The following is a 22,078-nucleotide window of genomic DNA, read 5'->3' on the forward strand; positions in this document are numbered from 1 at the left end:
TTAATTATTTTTTATTTTTGGTGTGTTTTTTCTTAAGAACAGGAATTAATATTATCAATGCTAAGACAATTACTCCTGCTATTGAAGCTACAACTAATTGTCAAACATTATCTTTATGTTTATTATCGTTTGTTAGTTGTGAAATTAATTCTTTATTGTAATTAGTTTGCTTTTCTAAAGAATCAACATCATTATCAGCTAATTGGTTAAGTTTAGCTTGCGAACTTACAATGGCTTTAATGATTTCATCCTTACTATTTTTATCTAATTTAGCGTTTTTATCACTTTCTTTTCAAGCATTTTCTAAGTTAGTAATAGAAGTTAATAATTCTTTGACTTTAGTAACTTTATCATTTGCTTTAGCTATATTACCCACAAAATTATCGTTAGCTATTTCAACATTAGCAAAATCATCAATTAATTGTTGTTTGTATTGATCTTTTAATTCTTGATCATCTAATAGTTTTGAAATTTCACTATTTTGATCTGTTGAATTATTTAAATAATTATCAAAATTACTATCATTTACGTCTAATTTAGTCAATTTTTTAACTAATTTTTCAATTTGTTTGTTAGTTGCTAAAGTATTTTCCAAAGTTTGATTTGTTTGTTTAATTTTTTCAATTTTTTGATTTTGTTTTACTACTAAATTATCAAAGTTAAGATCACTAATACTTATTTGCGCTAAATTATCGCTTAAACTATTAATTGTTTCTTCTTCGAAAGGTAATTTATTTGCTTGTTCATATAATAAAGCCTTTTTAGTAGCATTTTCAAAAGCTTTATTAATGTCTTTAACATTTAATTTATTGCTTAAAGAAGCTATTTCATGCATTAATTGTTCTTTTTCTTGAGCATTTAAATCTTCTTTTTCACCAATTCTTATAGCTGCTTGTAATTTTTTATTAACGTTAGCTAATTGGTCGAAAATATTACTATCATCATTAGCAATTTGATTAATTTGAGTAGTTAAAAGATCTTTAACTGTGTTGCTTAAATTATCATTTGTTCTAATTCTTGCTATTAATTTTTCCTTGCTTTGAATGTTTTTAAGTTCTTTTTCAAAGTTATTTACTTCTGCTTTATTAGTTGTATCTTGCGGTACATTAACACTATTTACTTGTGCTATTAAAGCTTCTTTATCAGCTAAAGTTAAATCACTATTTGCTTTAATTTCGTTAATTAAAACTTCTTTTTTATAGGCTAAGTTACTATTGCCGTCTAAATTGTTTTTAACAATAATAAGTTCTTTTTCTAATTCTTTAACTTGGTTAAGATCTTTATTAGTGCCATTAGCTTTATTGATTAAATCACTAACTTGTTTTGATATTTCATCATAAGCATTTTTCTTTGCTAATGAAGCGCCTTTGTAGGCAAAGTTATATGTAAGATTTAATTCGTCACTAACTCTTTTTAAAGTGTTAGTCAAAGATTGCATAGCATCATCTAAATATTTAGCTTGATCAAAATTATTATCAATATCAGCTTTAGAATTAGCTTCATCTACTTTAGTTTTTCAATTTGTTTTTTGAGCGTTATTTAAAGAAGGTAAATTATCAATTTTATTCTTAGCTGCTACTTTGTCTTGAGCAAGTAATTTATCGCCATCAAGAGCTTCTTTTGCTGTGTTAAAATCATTTAAAATTTTAGTTAAAGCAGCATTATCAATAATTCCAGCTCCTTTAGCTTTATCAACTAAATTTTTAGCTGTATTATAGATAGTTTCAAAATTAGTTTTATTTGCAAAAGTAGCATTAAGATATTTAGCTGAATTTACTATTGGCATAGCTTCATTAACGGCTTGAATAATTTGAGCCATTAAACTATTACTTTGAGTTACTTCATTTGATTTAGCATTAACTTTTTCTACTTCGACTAATTTATTAATTTCACTAATTCAATGAGCTTTTTGTTCATTATTCAAATTAGCAGCGTTATTGACTTTATCTATAGCAGCATTTTTAGCATTTGTTAAATTACTATCGCCATTTAAATTTTTAATAGCTGTAGCTATTTTACTATTTTGACTACTAAGAGAACTTTGATCTAATAATTTGTTACTATTAACTTTATTTAATTCTTCTAATAATTTTTTAGCAGCGGTTATTTCATTATCATAAGAAGTTTTATTTCCTTGACTAGCAGCAGTATATAATGAAACTTTTTTAATTGAATCGCTGCTAGTTATATAGTCTTTAAGTATTTGAGTTGATTGGTTGACTGAACTATTGTTGAAATCAGCTTTTTCAACTTCATCTAAAGTAAGAGCTCTATCAATTGCACTTGAAGCAGCATTTTTTTGTGCTTCAGTTAAAGAACTATAGTTGCTAGTAATTTTAGCTTTAGCTTGTTTTTTATATTCTTCTAATCTTTTATCACCATTTAAATTATTAGCAGCTGATTTTAAATTTGCAATTCTTTCTGTTACTTGTTCTTTAGTTAAATTAACACCATTTACTTTATCAATGTCTTTATCTCTTTGAGCTAATTTATTATCATAGTCTCTTTGACTATTTGAATCAGCGTTTTTGTAATTGTTGCTATTTTTTTGCGATTGAATATCTTTATATTCTTTCATAGTGCTATTTAAATCACGAGCACTATCTAATAAAGCATTTTGAGCAGTTAGATCTGATTCTTTAACTTGATCTTTTAAGTTATTTTTTTGAGCGTCATTAAGGTTAGTTAATTTATCAATTTCACTTAAAGTTAAGACTTTTTGTTGGTCAACTTTTTTAGCTGCTTGAACTATGTCATCTAAGTTTTTATCAGCTTTTTGACCTCTTACATAACTAACTAACGCAGCTTGAATTTTAGCAGCATATTCATTTTTTTGTGCGCCACTTAAATTAGCTAATTTAGTAATTTCGCTTTGAGCATTTACTTGCGCATTTGAAAAGGCTTTTTCAACAATTGAATCATATTCTGCGTTAGGATATTTTGAAGCTTCCTCAATTTCACTAACAGCAGATTGTTTTTCTTCTTCACTTAAATAGGTGAAATTATTGATTCTATCAACATATTTTTGTTTAAGACCATCAAGTTTACTAATTGCACTATCTACTTCTTTATTTAAAAGATCTTGTTCGTTTATTAAAGCTTCAATTGCTTGTGAATTATTTAAGGTAGTAAAATCTTTTTGTTCTAAAGCACTAAGATAGTCATTCAATTTAGAAAGACTCTTATCGAAATTAGCTTTAGATTCTGAACTAGAATAAGTATATAATTCATCTTTTTTAATTTCGTTAGCTTCATTAGCTAATTCTTTAAGACTAGCTAAAGAATTCTTTAATTTAGTTAATGAATTAGTATATGAAATTAATTCTAGATTATCAGCTAGTTTCGAAAGATTAGCTGTTAATTGGTCTTTTTGATTTTGTGTTAAATAATCATTAAGTTTTTCCACAGACGATTTAGCTAAGTTGTAATAGATTTGACCATCTAAACGTCTATATTGAGCTAAAAGTTCATCTTCAATAGCTCTAGTTTCATCATAGGTTTTATTTTTACCGCTATTTTTATTTAAAAAGTCAGTAAATACGCTACTAAAGCTATCTAAATATTTACTTTTAGCATCACTATTTTTAGTAAATCTATAGTTGATATTATCATTAGTAAAAGTAGTATTGAGAGTATTTAAATCAACATCTTGTGTGTTGTTAAGAGCTTTGTATTGTTCGCTAAAAGCATCTAAAAGTTCTTTCATGATACTATTTAGTTCTTTAGCAGGTTTGTCAATTACTTCACTTCTTTGATTTATTTCTGTAGTATCTACTAAATTTTTGTAATTATCTAATTGTGCTTTGTTTAGATATGGATAATTTTGTTCTAAGAATTTTTTATATTTATCGTTAGTTTCTTTGCTATATAAATTATTAAAAGCATTAATTGCTTCATCAACACTTTGAGCACTATTAATATTATTAATAGCTTCATTTTTTTGCGCCATATCAGTATTAGCAAATTTTACATTTACTCCTGTTTTTAAGGCTTCTTTATAAGCTTCTAATAATTTTTGAGCAACTTGTTCTTTTGAAGAAGCTTTGTTAATAGCTTCTTTATAACTATTGGCTTGTTGAGAGGTTAAATAAGGATATTCACCTTTTGAATCTTGAATTAAATTATCAATTTGTTTTAAAGCTTTTTCTTTATCTAAATCAACTCCGTGTTTAAAGCCACTAATAGTAATAGTTTTAGCTTGTTGTGAAACTATGTTAGTTAAAGAATCTCTATTAGATCTAACCTTGAAAGTAACATCTAAAGTACCATTATCATCATTATAATTACCAATAGTAATTGAATCTTCTTTAATAGCTTCAGTAAGATTATTTAAGCCACCAAAAGCAATTTGGCTAACATTTTTAATTTCTGAAGCAGCAGTTTTACTTTTATTAATGCCGCTAGCTACATCAACAGTTATTCTATTAGCTAATTGATCAATTCTTCCTTGTTCAGTTAAAAAGTTTTTAACTAAGATTCTGTTAAGATCATCTCCGGTTAGATTTTGTCTTAGACTATTAGCATCAATAGTTACTTTTACTGAAGGATCAAAAGTAGAAACTAAAGTATAACTAACTGGTAAATAACCATTTTCATAATCACTAGAAGTAATTTTTGCAACTTTAATATCCTTAGCAGTTACATTTCAACTATTAGGATTTTTAATAATATTATTGCTATCACTTAAAGTTTTATTTACAGAAACATTATGAATACTAATTTTTTCTTTTTTAGCTTCATCTGGATTTAAATTATTGTGATTTTCCAAATAGCCCACTCACATTTTTTTAGCTATTTCGTTAAGTCTATCCAATTCAGCTTTTGAAGAATAAGCAAAACCATCAATGTAATTACTTGTAACTACATCTTTAGAAACTAGTGTATAACCATTAATTTTATTTCCACTAGTTAAATTAAATTTAACTTTAATTTTTCCAGGATTTAACTCACTGCCTTGAATTTTTTCAGTAATTTCTATAGCTTTAGGAATAGCACCATTTAAAGTTGTTTTATTATTGAAAATAACATATTGTATGTTTGCACTATTAGCAGTTACATAAGCTTTATTAGAATAGTCAAAATTAGTTCCAGTTTGACCATAATTTTGAGCTTTTTTATTTAAATCATCTTGGGCTTTGTCAATAGCTTTAGCTTCATTAACTATTCTAGTTAATTCATTATCTTCTAAAGTTAATTTATTAACGTCGTTAGGATTATCAAAAGTAATTATCATACTTTTAATATTTTTGGCATTTTGCTCGATTTTATTTATGTATTCACTTTTGATATTAGTAGGAATATTTGTTAAACTATTAACAACTTTTTTTGCGCCTTGAGCGTCTTTTTCATAAGCGTTTTGGGCAATTTGTCAAAGTAATAAGTTAGAGGCTTTGGTATTATCCGTAATTTGATTTTTTTCTTTGTCAAAGATTAAATTATTAAATTTATTTTTATCACCTTTATAGCTTTTACCTGCAACAATTATTCCATTTTGATAATCTAAAAGATTATCGCTAGCATTAGGAGTACCCAAAACAATTTGTTTTTGTTGTTGACTATCTAAAAATTCTGTATTAAATGAATAAATTCCTTTTGCAACTAATGCACCATTACCAAAAACACTATTATATTTATCAATAAGAGCTTGAGCTAAATCTTTTTCACTATCGTAAGTTGTTGAAAAAGTTTTGAAATTTTTTTCTAAATTAGCATAATTTTCAAAAGTATTTTTACTTTTTTCTGTATTAGTTAGTACTCCTTCATAACCTTTTATCAAATTATTAACATTATCAAGCAACTTGTTAAATTCACCAATAGCATTTTTACCATTTCATTGTGATTGAATTAATTCGTTAGAACCCTTAAAATAGATAGATTGGATATAAGGATTAATATTATCTAGAAATGTTTTTAGATATTTGTATTCACTATTTCTTTGGTCTACAACTTTTTCGATTTTATCAAAAGTGCTTTTTCCTTGATCTAATAAATCAGCATAATTAGCAGCATTAGTTGTTTTAACTACTTTTCTAATATCAGTTTGATAGGGAGCAGTAATTTCAGGTATTTGTTTTTTTAATTCATCATTAACAAATTTTCTAACTTGCTAATTATTATATGTATGTTTGCTAAGATTAGTTAATTCTTTTTGATCTAACTTAGCATAAAAATTGTTGATGTTGCTTAATCCATCAAGTTTGTTTGATTGCAAATCACTTAGAATAGTATTTAAATTAGATATTGCATTATTTAAACTACCTAAATCTATGATTTTGTTAGCTTGATTTTGTGTTCTATCTTTTGGTTTATCAGAAGAAGAGTCATATTTAGTAGTCAAGTTAGATTTATTCCAAGCATTAGCATAATTACTATCTAATAGTTTCAATGTATCTAAAGCAGTTTTATTACTTTTTGATGATAAAAGTAATAATTGTTTATTACTAAATTCACTATTTGGATTTTTAGTTTCTAAATAATTAATTAAAGCTAAATATCTATCTTCATAACTTTGTTGAGTAATATCTAAATTTTTTATTTCCCTGATGTAAGTATCAATATTTTTAATACTATTTTCTTTTAGCTGAACGCCATCAGCATCTAAATTATTTTTAAATTCTTCTAATAAGGCATCTTTTTGGCCTTTAGTTAATCATTGAGTTTTATTTAATTCTGAATTGAATTTGTATCAGTCAGAATAATCTCATTCTAAAGTTGATGAATAATAACCTCTTTCCCCAGTAAAAACTTTATCTGTGCTAGCCGATAATTTAGACATTTTGATGGTATATTTTTTATCTTTATTATCGGCAACTTTAGGTTTAAAGACTAAATTTTGGTAATCAAAATTTGTATTGTTGGTTAAAACAGCAGCCGTTTTTGTTGTTCAAGAAGATTTAGATTGATTGAATTTTTTCTTATCTTTTGCAATTGTATAAAGTACTTTTTGACTTTGCTTATCATAAACATCGATATCATAACTAGGAATAGAAATTTTATCGTTTTTTAAAGCTTGCGCAGTTTGTTCTTTTGTAATAAGTAATAAGTTCTTACTTTCTCTTCTTAAACTATGAAAAACTTTAGATGAAGTTAAAGCTTCATTTTTAGTATTATGGTATAAAGTTTCATTTAATAATCCTAAACCAACAAACGAATGTCCTGCAGAAGAATAATCTTTTTGATTAGCAACAGATTTTTGTAATCCTATATTTGAGGTAAGTTCAAATTTTACTTCAACAAAATATTTAGTTTCTGCTGGGTGACTTTCGGCTGTATTAACATCGAAAAAAATAGCAGAACCTATATTCTTTTTCAAAATAGATCTAACATCTTTATCTTTTTCACTAGAATTAACGAAAGGATTATTGACATTTTGTTTATCACTTAAATATTTAGACTTTATTCCGTACTTTCCGGCTTGTGCTCTTTCATTTCTTTCTTCAAAACTATTTTGATTATTTTTAAATGTTCTATAACCTCAATCGGTAATACCATTTGCAACTAAATTGCTATTTGGTGCTTTAGTATTACTGTCAATTAAATAATATCCGGTCATATCACTATAGGCAGGCACATAAGTTACGTTGTTCAAATAAACTCATTGATTGTGTTGACTAGCTCCTTGATAAGTATTAATATCTCTATAAGGAGAAATAAAATAAGAACCACTACCTATTTTTCCATTATCATCTTGAGTAAAGTTTAAAACTTTTTGATCTATTAATCTTGGAGTAGTTTCATTTGTATAAATGCTTACAGTAACAGGGCCGTAAAATCTTAAGTCTTTAGAAATATATATTGCCCCTTGGATAGGATATGATCCATTATAAAATCCTGTTTCTTTGCTAGATAATTTATTTATATCATTGAATATTACTCTCAAAGGTTTTCTATTAATTGGGTTATCAAATCACTTATCAGTAATAGGATTTGTTAATTCTGTTCTTTGATTAATATTAGCATTGCTAGCAATATATTTTATTTTGTCAGACAATTTCTGAGCTTTGGCTTCCATATAATCAAAATGTAAACCGTTATTAAAATTTTGCAATTTAATAAATTCAGAATTTCAAACTTTATTATTTATTTCCTTGTTATTTTCTACTGAGTAGTATTTATTATCAGCAACATAATAAATAACTTGGTCAAATTTTTTGTCATCATTCAACTGATAAACTCCGGTATTACTATTAGTAGAACCTTCAAAATTTGCAGAAAGCGCTAAAAATGCAGAAGCAGCTCCTGCTGTAGTAGCTAAGGAAACTAAAGTTTTTGCTATTTTTTTATTTTGCATAATATTCCTTTTATGTGACATAAAAATTTTTATGTCAAAATTATTTTTCCTGTAATAATTAATTCAATGCTATATATATATATATATAGAAATTTGTATTTTTTTGTATTTTTTTAAAAATTACACTTTTATTATAGTTAAATTTTTGAATATTTTATTTTTATAACTAAAAAGAGAAAAAACACGCAAGAAAGTTTTTTGCGTGTTTTAATTATTATCAGGAAAAGAAAGAGTCTTTTTTAAAAGACTTTGGTAAGTATTTATCCGCTTAAGATAAATAAAAGGAGTAAAAACGAGCTTATAATCATTTCCAAAAAGATTAGCTAATTTCTTACCAATTAAACAAATTTAAACATAGAAATATGATTTTAAAAAAATACAAATAAAGGAATAAAACTAAAAATTTTAAAAAACAGAATTTAAATTATTAAAATGTTTATAAATAAATATCTATTAGAAAAATATTGCACGTTTTCATAACGTGCAATATTATTTTATATCTTTTTTAAATTTTTAACAACTATTTTTTAGCAATTTTTTTTCTAATTGCAGGAACGGCTAATATTATTCCTAAAGTTAAGCAAGCTAATAATGAAGTTAGAACTAAATCTCAAACATATCTATTACTATTGCCTTTGTTAATATCATTAATTAAATCACGGTTAACTTTATCTTGTGCAGCTAAATTATCCAAATTGTTTCCAAAATTATTTAATAATTCTTCTGAATTAACAATATTTTGTTCTAAATTATCTTTAACACTTACTTTTTTAGTTTCGTCAGCTAAAATTTCTTTTAGATTTTTAGTTGATTCAATTAACGATTTAATAATGTTAAATTTATTATCTAAATTATTTTTCTTAGTATTAAAGTTTTCTAAATCAGTAGCTTTATTATCTACTAAGTCTTTAATTAAACTAAGCTTATGTTGAGTAGTTAAATCATTATCCACAACAATTTCTTTAGCTTGTTCTACTTTAGCTTTGAAATTATTAATAGCTTCACTATCAGTATTAGAAATTTGACTAATTTCTCTTACTAAATCATTATAACTATCACTAGAAATATTAGCTTTACCTAAAGTTTCGTATAAATCAATTGCTGAATTAACTTTGCTTTCTTCGTTAGCAAAAAGTTTTGCAAAATTTTCAGAACTTGGATTAAGAGCATTAATTGAATTAAGTAAGTTTTCTTTTACACTTTGAGGTAATTTTGAATTTATTACTTTGTTTAATAATTCAATTTTTTTCTTAATATTAGCTAAAGAGTTGCTAAAGTCAGGATCTTGAGGATTTAAATTGTTAATATCTTCGTTTAAACGAGCTTTATCTTCAATTGTTGAATTAAGATTTACTACTTCGTAGAGACTTTCTTTTTCAACAATATTATTTGCAACTTGATCAAATTTATCACCTAAAACGCTATTATCACTTAAGTCATTAATTAAATCATTCTTTTGTTCATTAGTTAAATCACTACTGTTATTAACGTTATTAATTTTGTCAAGTTTAGTTTTTAAATTAGCTAATTGCTCTTTAGAATTAGCACTATTAGCATCAATATTATCAAGTTCTTTATTTAGCTTGTCTTTGAAATTACTATCAATATATAAATTATTAATTTGTTCACTTAAGCTAACTTTATCTTTAATATTTTCAAGGCTTTGATCAAGATTATCATCATTTAACTTAGCAGTTTCTGAACTTAACTTGTCTTTTTGATCTTGTGTTAAATTATTGTTACTATTAATTTCTTTAATAGTTTCAATTTTCTTGTTTGTGTTAGTGTTAATGTTGTTAGTAAAGTTATCATCTTGAGGATTTAAATTAACAACATGTTTAATAAGATCATCTTTTTGCTTGTTGGTTAAATCATTATTGCTACTAATTTCTTTAACTTTTTCTTCTTTAGCTTTTTCGTTAGCTAAATGTTTATCAAAACCTTTGTCGGTAGGATCTAAATTCTTAGCCGAATTAATTAATTGTTCTTTAATATCATCTTTAACAGTATTTTTATCTAAGCTATTAAGATGGGTAAATAAATTTTCTTTTTCTTTAATATTAGTTAAAGAATTATTTAGAGTGTTTTTATTATTTAATGTATTCTTATCATCATCAACATTAGTTTTTAAAACATCTTCGATTAAATCAGCTTTTTCATCCTCAGTTAAAGTAGTTTGTTTAATATTTTCAATAGTTGAAATTTGAGTTTTTAAATCAGTTAGATTTTGTTTAAAATCATCTACATCACTAGGAGTTAATGGCAGATCAATATTGTCTAATTTTTCATTTAACTTAGTTTTTTCTTCACTAGTTAATTTTGTATTATTAGCAATTTCTTCTGCTAGTTGTTCTTTTAAAATACCTAAGTTAGTATCTTTTTCTAAACCATTTCTAGCATCAATTAAATCTTTTTCTAACTTATTAACATTTTCTATAGTTAAATTAGCGCCATTAGTTTTATCTAACAATTGACTAACTTTTTCATTTGCTTGGTCATATTTAGCCTTGCTTTCTTTAGTAGCTGAATTATAAGCATCATTATTAGCTGCTTTTAATTCATCACTAATTAATTTTTGCGTCTTAGCTAAACTATCCATAGCATTATTAAGTTCTTTAGCACTATCTAAAAGCTTATTAAATTCTTCTTTTGTTTTAGCAGCTTCTAATTTAGTTTTATAATCTGCTTTTTGTTTGTCATTTAGAGAATTTAAATTGTTTAATTCACTATCAATTGCAGCTTTTAGACTACTTAAATTACTATCGCCATTTAAATTGCTTGCAGCGTTATTTAAATTGTTGAGAATTTCTTCTAATTTATTATTGTCAATAGTAGCAGAGCCATTAGTTTGATCAACTACATTTTTAGCATCATCAAGAGCTTTATCAAAATTATTTTGTTTATCTTTATCAGCACTTGTGTAGTTATTAGTAGTAGTTTTATCTTTATTAGTAGTTAAACTATCGTTAATTTTCTTAACTGTTTCTTCTAATTTTTTAGCTGCTTCTAAAATTTGACTAATTTCTTCTTTAGTTGTACTATTGTCAACTTGCGCAATTAAATGATTCTTTTGGTTTGTATTTAAGTTAGTTAATTTATTAATTTCACTAATAGCATTTTCTTTAGTAGTTTTTAATTCATTATCACCATCTAATTTACTAATTGCATCATGAACATTTTTATTAGCTTCTGTGGCTTTATTAGTATTAGTGCTAAGATCAAAGATTTTCTTATTATTAGAATCAACTTCAGGATTTTTCGCTAATTCTTCTAATTTTTTCTTAGCATCATCAATTGCTTGATCATAAGAACTTTGTTTTGTATTATCACTTTTTGTGTAACTATTAGTTTCTTTAATTTTTTCGCTATTAGTTACATAATCTTTTAACTTACCTATTTCATCATCTAATTTTGTAGCGTCTTGAACTAGTTTGTTAATGTCATCTTTTTTACTTAAATCATCAAGTTTTTCTTTAACAGCTTCTTTTTGTTCAGTGGTTAAATTATTTAAATTATCAATTGCTTGCGAAGCATTTTCTTTAGCATTATTAACTTCTCTGCCTAAATTTTGAATAGCACTATTTAAGTTTTCAATTCTCTTATTTAAATCGTCTTCATTTAAATTAGCACCATTTTTTGCAACGTCTTTATTTCTTAAAGTAATTAAATCATCATAAGCTTTTTGATCATTTGAAGAACTATTAGTATATAAAGGAGAATTTTTATCTACTTCCTTAATATTTTTGTAATTAGCCATCAAATTATCTAATCTATCAGCTTTTTGACTTATTGAATTAGCATTAGTAGAATCAGAGAAAATAACTTCGTTTTTAAGAACAGCTTTTTGGTTGTCATTTAAATTGTTTTTACTATCGATATTTTCAATTGCTTCTTTTTTAACTTTATTTGCTTCTAAAGCTTTTTGTAAAGCATCATTTATATTCTTATCAACTACTTTATCTGTAGAAATAGGAGCATTTTCTACTAATTCTTTGTATTTATTAACTTCATCTTGTGATAAATATGGACTATTTTGAATAACCACATTAGCATATTCTTTAGCTTTATCAAAGATTTGTTGTCTAATTTTTTCTTCATTTTGAGCAGTAGTTTCTTTTGGCAAGTTATTAATTAAATCTTTAATTTCATTCTTTTGTTTTGCACTTAAAGAAGAAGAATTATCAACTAAATCTTTTAATTTATCTCTTAAACCGTCTAAATTATTAATGCTATCTTCTAAATTATCAACTCTATTAAGAACATCGTTAGTAATTTTATCTAAGTTAGCATCATCTAAAGAAGTTAGAGGTTGATTTAAAATTTCTAATTGTTTTTTAGCTAGTTCTAAATTTTTATCAAAGTTGTTTTTGTTAAAGTGATCGTAGATATAAATGTCTTTTAACTTAGTTTCTTCAGCTTTTTGAATTGTTGCAATTAACTTGTTCTTAGCATCACTTAATTCTTTAGCTTTATTAATTAAGTTATTTTTTTCTTCTTGAGTAGTTAATTTATCGAGTCTATCGTTAAATTGATCTTTTTGTTCGTTAGTTAAATTAGTGTTGTTAATTTTTTGTTTGTTAGGATCAACTTTTAAACCATCTAAATTATTGTAAGCAGTAATTAATTTTTCTTTTAGTGAATTAACTTCATCTAAAGTTAAATTAGCACCATTAGTTTTATCTAACGCTTGAATTGCATTAGTTAAACTCTTATCGTAAGCTGATTTATTTTTATTTGAAGTAGCAAGATATTTGACATCAATTTTTGCGTCTTTTGAATCGTATGAAGCACTAGGATTTTTAGTTAAGTATTTAACTTCTTCAGTTGCCTCATCTTTAAGATCTTTCATAGCTTGATTAAGTTTTTTAGCTTTATCTAGTACTAAGTCGATATGATCTAAAACATTGTCTTGAATTTGTGATTTTAGACTTGCTTTTTGAGCATCGTTAAGATATTCTAATTTGTCAATATCTCTTTTAGCTTTTTCTTCTAAAGTTAATCCTGCTTTAGCAGCATCTAGAACTTCACTAATTTGACTATCAGGAATAGCATCTTCTGCAGGATTTAATTTTGTTGAATCAATTAAATCTTTGTAAGTGTCTTTTTGTTCGCTAGTTAAATTATCTAAAGTATTTATTTCATTTTTAGCATTTTCTTTAGCGCTAGCAAAACCTTTTTCAATAATTCTATTTACTTCGGTTTTATCTTTTTGTTTTGGTAAACTATCGATTTCTTTTTTCAAATTATTCTTTTGTTCGTCAGTTAAATTGTCAAAATTATCAATAGTATTTTTAGCAGCTTCTTCAATAGTTATAAGGTTTTTAACAGCTTTTTCTACATCATTAGATCTTTGGCCTAATTCCTTAGTGATTCTATCAATATCTGCTGAACTAGCACTTGATAAATCGCTAATAGTTAAATTATCCTTATATTGCTTAAGAATTTTAATTGCTTGATCATAAGCAGCTTTTTTATCAACTTCGTTTGATAAATAATTATCACTATTTTTAACGTTGTTTTCGTCATTAATTAAACTATTAACTTTTGCTAGTTCATCGTTCAATTTTGTAGCTGAATCAATAAATCTATTTGCAGTATCTAGGCTATTTATAGGTGTATTAACATTAGATAAATTGTTTTTAAAATCTTCTTTTGTTTTTGGTGCAAGATTATTTAAATTATCAATTTTATTCTTTAGTTGAACTAAATTATTTTCACCATTTAATTGACTAAAACTATTTTCAAGCGCTTCTTTAACTTGGTTAATATTTTCTAAAGTTTTGTTTTGACCAGAATTTTTATCAAGATAATTATTAACTACATCCATTAAACTTGAATCATAACTATCTTTTTTGTCAGTATCACTTAATAAATATTTCTTGTTAGTCAATTCGCTTTTATCAAAATTATTTACATCTAAATCTTTATATGCTAATTCTTTATATTCTTCGTTAGTAACTCTTACTAATTCTGCCATTGCACTATCAAGAGCTTTAGCTTCATTAAGAATTTCGTTAGCTTGATCTGAAGAACTATTTGCTAATTTATCAATTAAAGCATTTTTCTGACTGTCATTCAAATTATTTAACCCTTTAATTTCGTTAGCACTTTTTTCCTTACCAACTGAAGAAATTTGTCCTTTATCAACAATTATTTGTAAATTCTTATCAATTTTTTCACCTGAATCTTTATCAATAGTTGCATTATTGATTTCTTCGGTTAAAGTTTGTTTTTCACTATCAGAAAGATACATTTTGCTAATTTGATCTTTAGCATTATCTTTAGCTAGTTCAAAAGCACTATTGAGAATTTCCTCTTTTTTAACATCGTCAAATTGTTCATCAGGAACTTGGTTAATTATGTCAATAATTTTAGCTTTATCTTCATCAGTTAGTAAAGTAAAATCGTTTTTAATTTTGTTTTTAAATTCTTCTTTAACACCGTCAAGATTTTGCGAAGCATTATTAAGATTATTTATTGCTTCATCTAAGTTAGTTATTTGATTATTTAAATCATCTATTGATTTATCGCTAAGAGAAACTGAAGCAAAAGAGTCTTTTATTTTGTTAGCTGCTTCTAGAGCTTTATCAAAAGCTTCCTTGCTTTGCTTGTTAGAATTAGTATAAACTTGAGTAGTTTTTGTAATGTTACTCCTATTGATAATTGATTCTAAATAGTTAACTTTGCTATTTAAGTCACTTACCTTATTAGCATAATCGGTCGCTTCTTGTTTATTACCTAATTTACTTATATGATCATTTAAAGCTTGTTTTTGATCAGAACTTAACTTGTCTAATTTGTCAATTTGATCTTTTAAAAGTTTTAAATTATTGTCACCATTAAGTAAATCAAAACTATTATTTAAATTACTACTTACTGCTTGAATAGTAGAAGTTTCATAATTTTTATCACCATTTTGTTTATCTAATAAATCTATTGCTTTCTTTAATGTTTCATCTAATTTATTTCTAGTAGTATCGTCAGCAAATTTATAATTAGTTAAACTTTTTTCACTTTGATCTTTAACATCAGTTATATTGTTTTTGCCCGTCAATCTCTTTAATTTATCTAAAACATTATTCATCAAATTAAGCATTTGATTATTAGCTTCATTAGCTTTGTTTTTCAAATCATCTAATTGATCACTATTAGCATTAGTTATTGATTCTTTTAGACTATTTTTTTGGTTGTTATTGATATTTTGTAATTTATCAACAAAATCTAAAATTTCTTTAGTTTTATCGTTAACTTCTTTTGCACTAGCTAAAGTATCAAGTAAAGTTTGATCAGGGTTTTTAGATAAATCAGTATTAAGACTAGAAGAATTGATAGTCTTTTTAAATTCTTCTAAATCATGATGAGAAACTAGAGTGTTTTCTTTAGTTAGCTTGTCTAAAGCTTTAGTTTTAGCTTCGTCATAAGCTTTATTTAAAATTTCATTAAGTTTATTTTGTAAAGTTTTTTGATCACTGTCAATTACTTTTTGAATTTCATCATTGTATTTTTGTTTAGATGCGGGTAATAACAATAAATCATTAAATTGCTTAATTCTATCTATAGCAACATCTTTAGGATCATTTAATAAATTAATTGCTTCTAAAATTTTATTTATTTCTTTTTCTAGTTTAGTATTTTCTCCATTAAGATCATTTAAATTTTTATTAGATAAATTATCTTTCTCAAAATTAGTAATGATGCTTAATGTTTCATTTAATGCTTGTTCATGTTGTTTTTTCTTATCTTCTGGTTTAGATTTATAATTATCTTTTAACTTTTGACTTTCGGCAACATTTTTAGCATCTTTTAACTTCTTAATATTATCATTCAATTTTTTGGCAGTGTCGAATATACTGTTAGCTTCGTTCGCATTTTTAGAATTAGCAACAATTTTCTTTAATTGCGTTCTTTGATCATTTGTCAAATTATTAAGGCTGTCTATTTTTTTATCAATATCATTAGATACTTGGTCGCCAGTAAGTTTACTATAAAGATTTTCAAGGTTATTTTTAGCAGAGTCAATTTCATTCTCATTCTTGTTCAAACCGGTAGTTGAATTCAAGAAATCCTTTATTACTAAATCATAAGCATTTTTGAAATTATCTTGTGCTTCTTTAGTGCTTAAATTCCATTTTGTTGAAGAAAAATTACTATTATTACTGTTAGGATCAAAATTAATTACTACTTGCTTTGTTAATTCACTATAAATTTTTTGTACATAATCATGCAATTCCTTCATTTTGTCATTTAACTTATTAGCAGGATTATTTATTTTAGTATCAAAATCTTTATAATCTGTTTTTTTGAATAAATTTAGATATGAAGTACTTTGACTATTATTCAAGTTAGAATATTTAGTTTTAAATTCATTATAAGCGTTAGATTTTTGTTTATTCAAATAAGCCATTGTGTTATTTGTATTATCATCTAATTCTTTTGTAAGATCTTTGATTATAGATAAATTACGTTTGTTAGCTTCTAAATTACTGTAAGAGGTTAAATCTTTGCTTAGTAAGCGATTTTTAACACTTTGTTTTTCATTTTCAGTTAAAAAATCATTTTTCCCTGATTTTTCTGCATCAACATATTTTTTAATAAAATCAACTACAAAACCATTTAATTGTAATAAGCTATTTTGGAATTCACCGCCATTATTATCTTTTCCGAATAAATTATCTAAAGAATTAGAACCTGATTCCAAATTATCGGTGTTTGAATTAAACAAATTAATAATCTTAGATAAAGTGGTATCAAATTTATTCTTACTTTCTTCCGTTGCATTTTTATAACCGGCATTATTCTTAAGATTTTCTAAACTAGTATCAGCAAGTTTATCTCTTAATGTTTTCATCCTATCATTAAGAGGTTTAGTTTTATCAAATATTTGTTTAGCTTGTGACGAAGTGCTTTGCTTTTTAATATTTGTTTTTAGATCATTTTTTTGCTTTGGATTAAGAGAAGAATATACTTGATCAACTGCTTCAACATAATCGCTTATTCTGGCTTCTTCCAACTTGGATTTTAAATCTGATTCCTTGTTGATAAAATCGATTTCTTTGTTTAATTTTTCTTTTTCTACTTTTGATAAATAAGATAAACTGTTTACTTTATTCTTGGTATCTTCTCTTTTATCATCAAATTCAGCTTTTGCGAAAATACCATTTGCTGTATCTAAATCTTTAGCGCTTTTAATTTGTTCTTTATATTGATTTCTAGTTTTTTCGCTTAAGGATGTTAAAGAATCTACTTTTTTAGCAATATCGTTTTTTTGTTTTTGTAAAATTGTTAAAAATCCTGTGATACTAATGGTTTTTGATGTACTAGAAACTATATCATTCAAGGAATTTTTTGAAGAATAAATTTTAAAGGTGATATTTAAACTTCCTTTATTATCATCTACGTTAGAAAACGATAAAGGAGAAGTACTTTCCAATATTTTTGCATCAGTTAAATTAGTAAATTTAAGAAGAGAACTATTGTTTTTAGCTTCAGAAGGTAAAATATTACTTTTATTAGTGTAATCCGCACCAATAACGTTTATTAAACTATTGATACGATCTTGTTCAGTTTGAAATTTTCTAATAAAAATTTTATTATTTTCAGCATCAGTTTTATATGTTTTTCTTAGTGTATCAGCATTAACTGTAGAGAAAATAGTAGAATCATTTTTATCAACAATTTTGTACGATACAGGCAAGACACCATTTTTAATATCTTCAGGTGTAACTTTTGCAAATTTAATATCTGTTACTTTTAAATTAACGTTTTTATCATCTAAACTTTTTTTATTACTTAAATTACCGCCTTCATAGAATGAAAAAGTAACTTTATTAACATCAACTAATTTTGAATCAGATGTGAAATGATCATGTTTATCTGAATATCCAACTCAAACATAAGGAATTTTTGATAAAAATTGTTTTTTAGCAAATTCGTAATCTCCAGCAAAATTATTTAAGCTTACAGAAGTAACTTCTTTACTCGTTAAATTATAACCATATAAAGTATTGTTATCTTTTAAGGTAAATTTTATTTTTAAAGAACCTCTCATTCCATTCGATGCTTTATGTATATCTGTTATAGATTTAGATGAAACACTTGTAAGAGAAGGAACATTTTTAAATTGAAAATTATTGACATTAGCTTTTTCTGCATTTGTGTTAGCACTATCTGGATAATAAAAATTTTCTGCATTTTTAGCATAATCTTCAGCTTTTTTATCTAATTCTTTTTGTCTACTATCCAATTCTTTTGCATGATCAACATGTGTTTTAAGACTGGTATCATTTGGAATTTTATTATTGAAATCATTTACATTTGAAAAATCAACATTTGTTTTATTAACTTTTTCTACTTCTCTATCAATTAAATTCTTATATTGAGTTTTTAAACTCGCTGGTAAATTTGTTAGAGAATCAATAATTTTTTTACCGTTATCTGCGGCCTGTTTGTAAATGGCTTTAGTAGCTTCTCAAAGATATTTATTAGCGTTTGAATTTAAAGTTATAGTATTTTTACTTTTATCATAATTTAGATTATTGTATTCTCTGGTAGAAACTCCGCTATTGTTAGTAGTGTAATAATTATGTCCATTTACCCTTAATCCTCTAAAGTAATTAACTGTAGTTTTAGGCTGATTATCAATTCCTTGTACATAATAATCGCTATTAGCAAATTTATTTTTTTCCTGACTTGATAATAAATCGTCTCTATAAGCATTGATTTTCTTTACTAAAAGACCACCATTTCCGAAAATACCATCAAAGGTAAAAATAATTAATTCCATAAAATCGCTAATATCTTTAATCGGTAAAGAAGTTTTATTATCATACTTATACTCAAGAGGAGGCAAAGGATTTTGTAATGAACCTAAATTAGCGAAATAATTTTTGCTATCATCGCTTCCAGTATATTTTCCCTCAAAAGACTTAATAGTATTAGTAAATAAATTTTCTAACTGTTTGAAATCTTTCTGATACTTTACGACTTGTAAGTATTTATCATCAGTTAAACTATCAGAACCTGAAAAATACAAAGTATTTTTATACTTAGAAAAATCATTATTAAATTTTTTTAATTTGTCATATGTTTTATTCTTCTCTTCAATATCTTTCAATAATTTATTTATCTTATTATTAGTAGAATCAGTTAGACTTGTCGTATTAGTTCCGTATTTTTTAAAGAAAACATTGAGAGGCACATTAAAATCATCAGATAAAGCTTTAACACTTTCTTTAACAAAATCTTTGGCTTTTTTATTATTATAGGCATTTGTTTTACCACTTAGAGCGAAACTATCTATTTTAGAAATAAATTCCTTTATTTTTTTTAGCTCCATCCATTTTTGGAACATTCTTTATATCTGCATCTAAGCCATTTTTCAGCGTTGTTAAAGAATTGACATCGATAGTTTTTCAATTGGTATTTGTCTCCCTTTTTTTGACTACAGCAGTGCCTTGATTTTTTTTAGTGTATTCTGATTCATTATATAAACTATCAAAATATACATTTAGATCTGTTAGTATTCTAAGTTTTTCTGGACTTCCTGATGTGGCAAAAAGTAAATTATCCTTATCATTTATTCAAGTTAGTTCTTTATCATATTGTTTGTTTGTATTGAAAGAATCAATCAAAGAGTTATATCTTTGTTCAACATCTTTTTGCAAATTATTGATTTGAGTTGCCTTAGATTTGAAGGTGTTAAAACTTTGCCCATTTTTTAACAGCATGGTAGTTAAATCTAAATGATTTTTAAAATCCGCAATTAATGCATCTTTTTGTCCCTTTGTCAATCAGGTTAAAGTTTTTAAGTGTTCGTTATATTTATATAAATCAGAATATATTCAATAAATTTTTGCATATTTTCAATTTTTACTTGAATCATAATATGGTCTTAAATTAGGATCGGAACTTATATCTACAATTTTGGCAGAAGGACTAACAGCATACTTTTTATCTTCATCTTTAGTACCATTAGAATATTTGACTCTAAAAGCTAAATTATCATAATTCCATGATTTTTTAGTTTTAGGATCAGCTACGTTTTTTGTTGTAACAGCTACGTTTTTTGTTATATAACTGTTTGAACTAGTTTTACCATTTTTTCAAGAATTATATTTGCTATCAGTCTTTTTGATAGTGTAAATAACCTGATTATTACTTTTATCATAAACTTCAATTTCTAAATTAGGAACAACTTCATTTCTATTAGTAATATCTTTTTGATCAATAGCTTCTCTAGTAATTAGTTTAAGATTCTTGCTCTCTTTTCTAACGGTATGATATATAACACCTGCTTGTAAATAACCTTTGTAAACACTATGTGCATTATAATCTCATGCTCCTTGAAACATTGCTGCGCCAATAAAACTTTGCCCGCTCGAACTATAATCAGTTCCTTTATTATCAGGAAGATTGAATAAAGTATTAGGAATAACATTAAATATAACTTCAACAAAATACCTTTGACTATAATCAACTGCATTTACATCAAAAGAAAGTAAAGTACCAATATCCTTGTATAGATAATTGAAAGCATCTGTTTTATTTTCTACATTATTTTTATCTTTAACATTGTTTTTTTGGTTTGGAAAAAAAGAATCTATGTATTGAGTAAGAGGCTTTTGATAAAGTCCATATGGATTTGGATTAGAATGTCCTCTAACTTTATACAAATAAAATTGTCTGCTTCTATCCTTAATATCTCATGAACTAGGAGTGTTTATATTGTAAGAAGAATGAATCAAAGTATTTGCGATATCATACCCTTGATCAGTACTTTTTTTAGTATCGACAGCAAAATTAGTTACATAATTTACATTATTAAGAAAAACTTTTTCTGATTTACCATTTAACGTAATATGTCTTCCATTATTTGTGTAATCTTGGTAGTGATTATATTTTTGAAACTCGGTCCCATTATTGTAATCAAAATATTTATTAGTAGTATCTATATTATATTGTTCATTAAGAAAACTATTTTTCTCTTTTTCATCTCCTGTTGAAAGATTATAGGTTTTTGTTTGAATTTTTTGGTAATCTTTAACACCATTCCCAGTTCTTTTGTAAAGATTAACTTTTACTTCTCCTCATAACCTTAAATCCTTAGAAAGATAAATACCTCCTGCCATAGGAGAAGAACCGTAATAATTGTGTTCGTTACTAGACATAGCAGGATCGTCATTAAAAATTACTCTATACTTTTGTGGACTAATAGGATTAGAAAGTTTTCATGATTGTAAAGGATTTATTTCATTTCTATTCGTATATCCTTCAGTAGGGGTTGCGAATTTAACTTTTTGAGATATTCTCTTGTTGTAGTATACATTTTCGTTAGCTTGGTTATTGTAAAAATTTCCTTTTTTATTACTTTCATAATATCTATAAGCATATTCGGATTTTCAAGTTGCATTATTTGTAGGTTGAGTATCTCTTTGATTTTTATAAGCATAGTACTTATCATCAGCAACAAAATAAACAGCATCATCTACTCTTTGATCATATTTTTTTTGATAATTCGAATCAGTGTAAAATGCAGACAAAGTTAAAAAAGCAGACGAAATTGCTGCAGCAGAAGAAAGTGCAGCTAAATTCCTATTAACTTTAATTTTTTTATTAACCATAGACCCTCCTCGAATAAAGTAATTGGACTATTTAATATATTAAATTTAAATTAATATCTGAATCCTTAAATTTTTTTTAATATTATATACGTATACATATATATATATATATATATATAAATAGGCAAATATTAATTTTTTTGCATAATAAAAATGTTCGATTTTATGT

At 25.3% G+C, this 22,078-nt stretch carries 4 protein-coding genes; all 4 read right to left on the reverse strand.

The features are described from left to right. Positions 1-4: 4 nt before the first annotated feature. Complete coding sequence (locus tag EXC33_RS01560; RefSeq protein WP_046096879.1) at positions 5-5,797, reverse strand: lipoprotein 17-related variable surface protein; 5,793 nt, start codon at positions 5,795-5,797, stop codon at positions 5-7. Positions 5,798-6,106: 309 nt separating this feature from the next. Continuing rightward, complete coding sequence (locus tag EXC33_RS01565) at positions 6,107-8,290, reverse strand: hypothetical protein (RefSeq protein ID WP_046096880.1); 2,184 nt, start codon at positions 8,288-8,290, stop codon at positions 6,107-6,109. Between the two features lie 520 nt (positions 8,291-8,810). After that, positions 8,811-19,625, reverse strand: coding sequence for a Smc domain-containing protein (locus tag EXC33_RS01570; RefSeq protein WP_046096881.1), 10,815 nt, complete (start codon positions 19,623-19,625; stop codon positions 8,811-8,813). Further along, positions 19,591-21,909 carry a hypothetical protein gene (locus tag EXC33_RS01575; RefSeq protein ID WP_046096882.1) on the reverse strand — a complete coding sequence of 773 codons (2,319 nt, stop codon included), beginning with the start codon at positions 21,907-21,909 and terminating at the stop codon, positions 19,591-19,593. Before EXC33_RS01575 ends, EXC33_RS01570 begins: the two co-directional genes overlap by 35 nt. Positions 21,910-22,078: the final 169 nt, after the last annotated feature.

Origin of the sequence: Mycoplasmopsis meleagridis, assembly GCF_900660695.1 — a bacterium.
Lineage (GTDB): Bacteria > Bacillota_I > Bacilli_A > Mycoplasmatales > Metamycoplasmataceae > Mycoplasmopsis > Mycoplasmopsis meleagridis.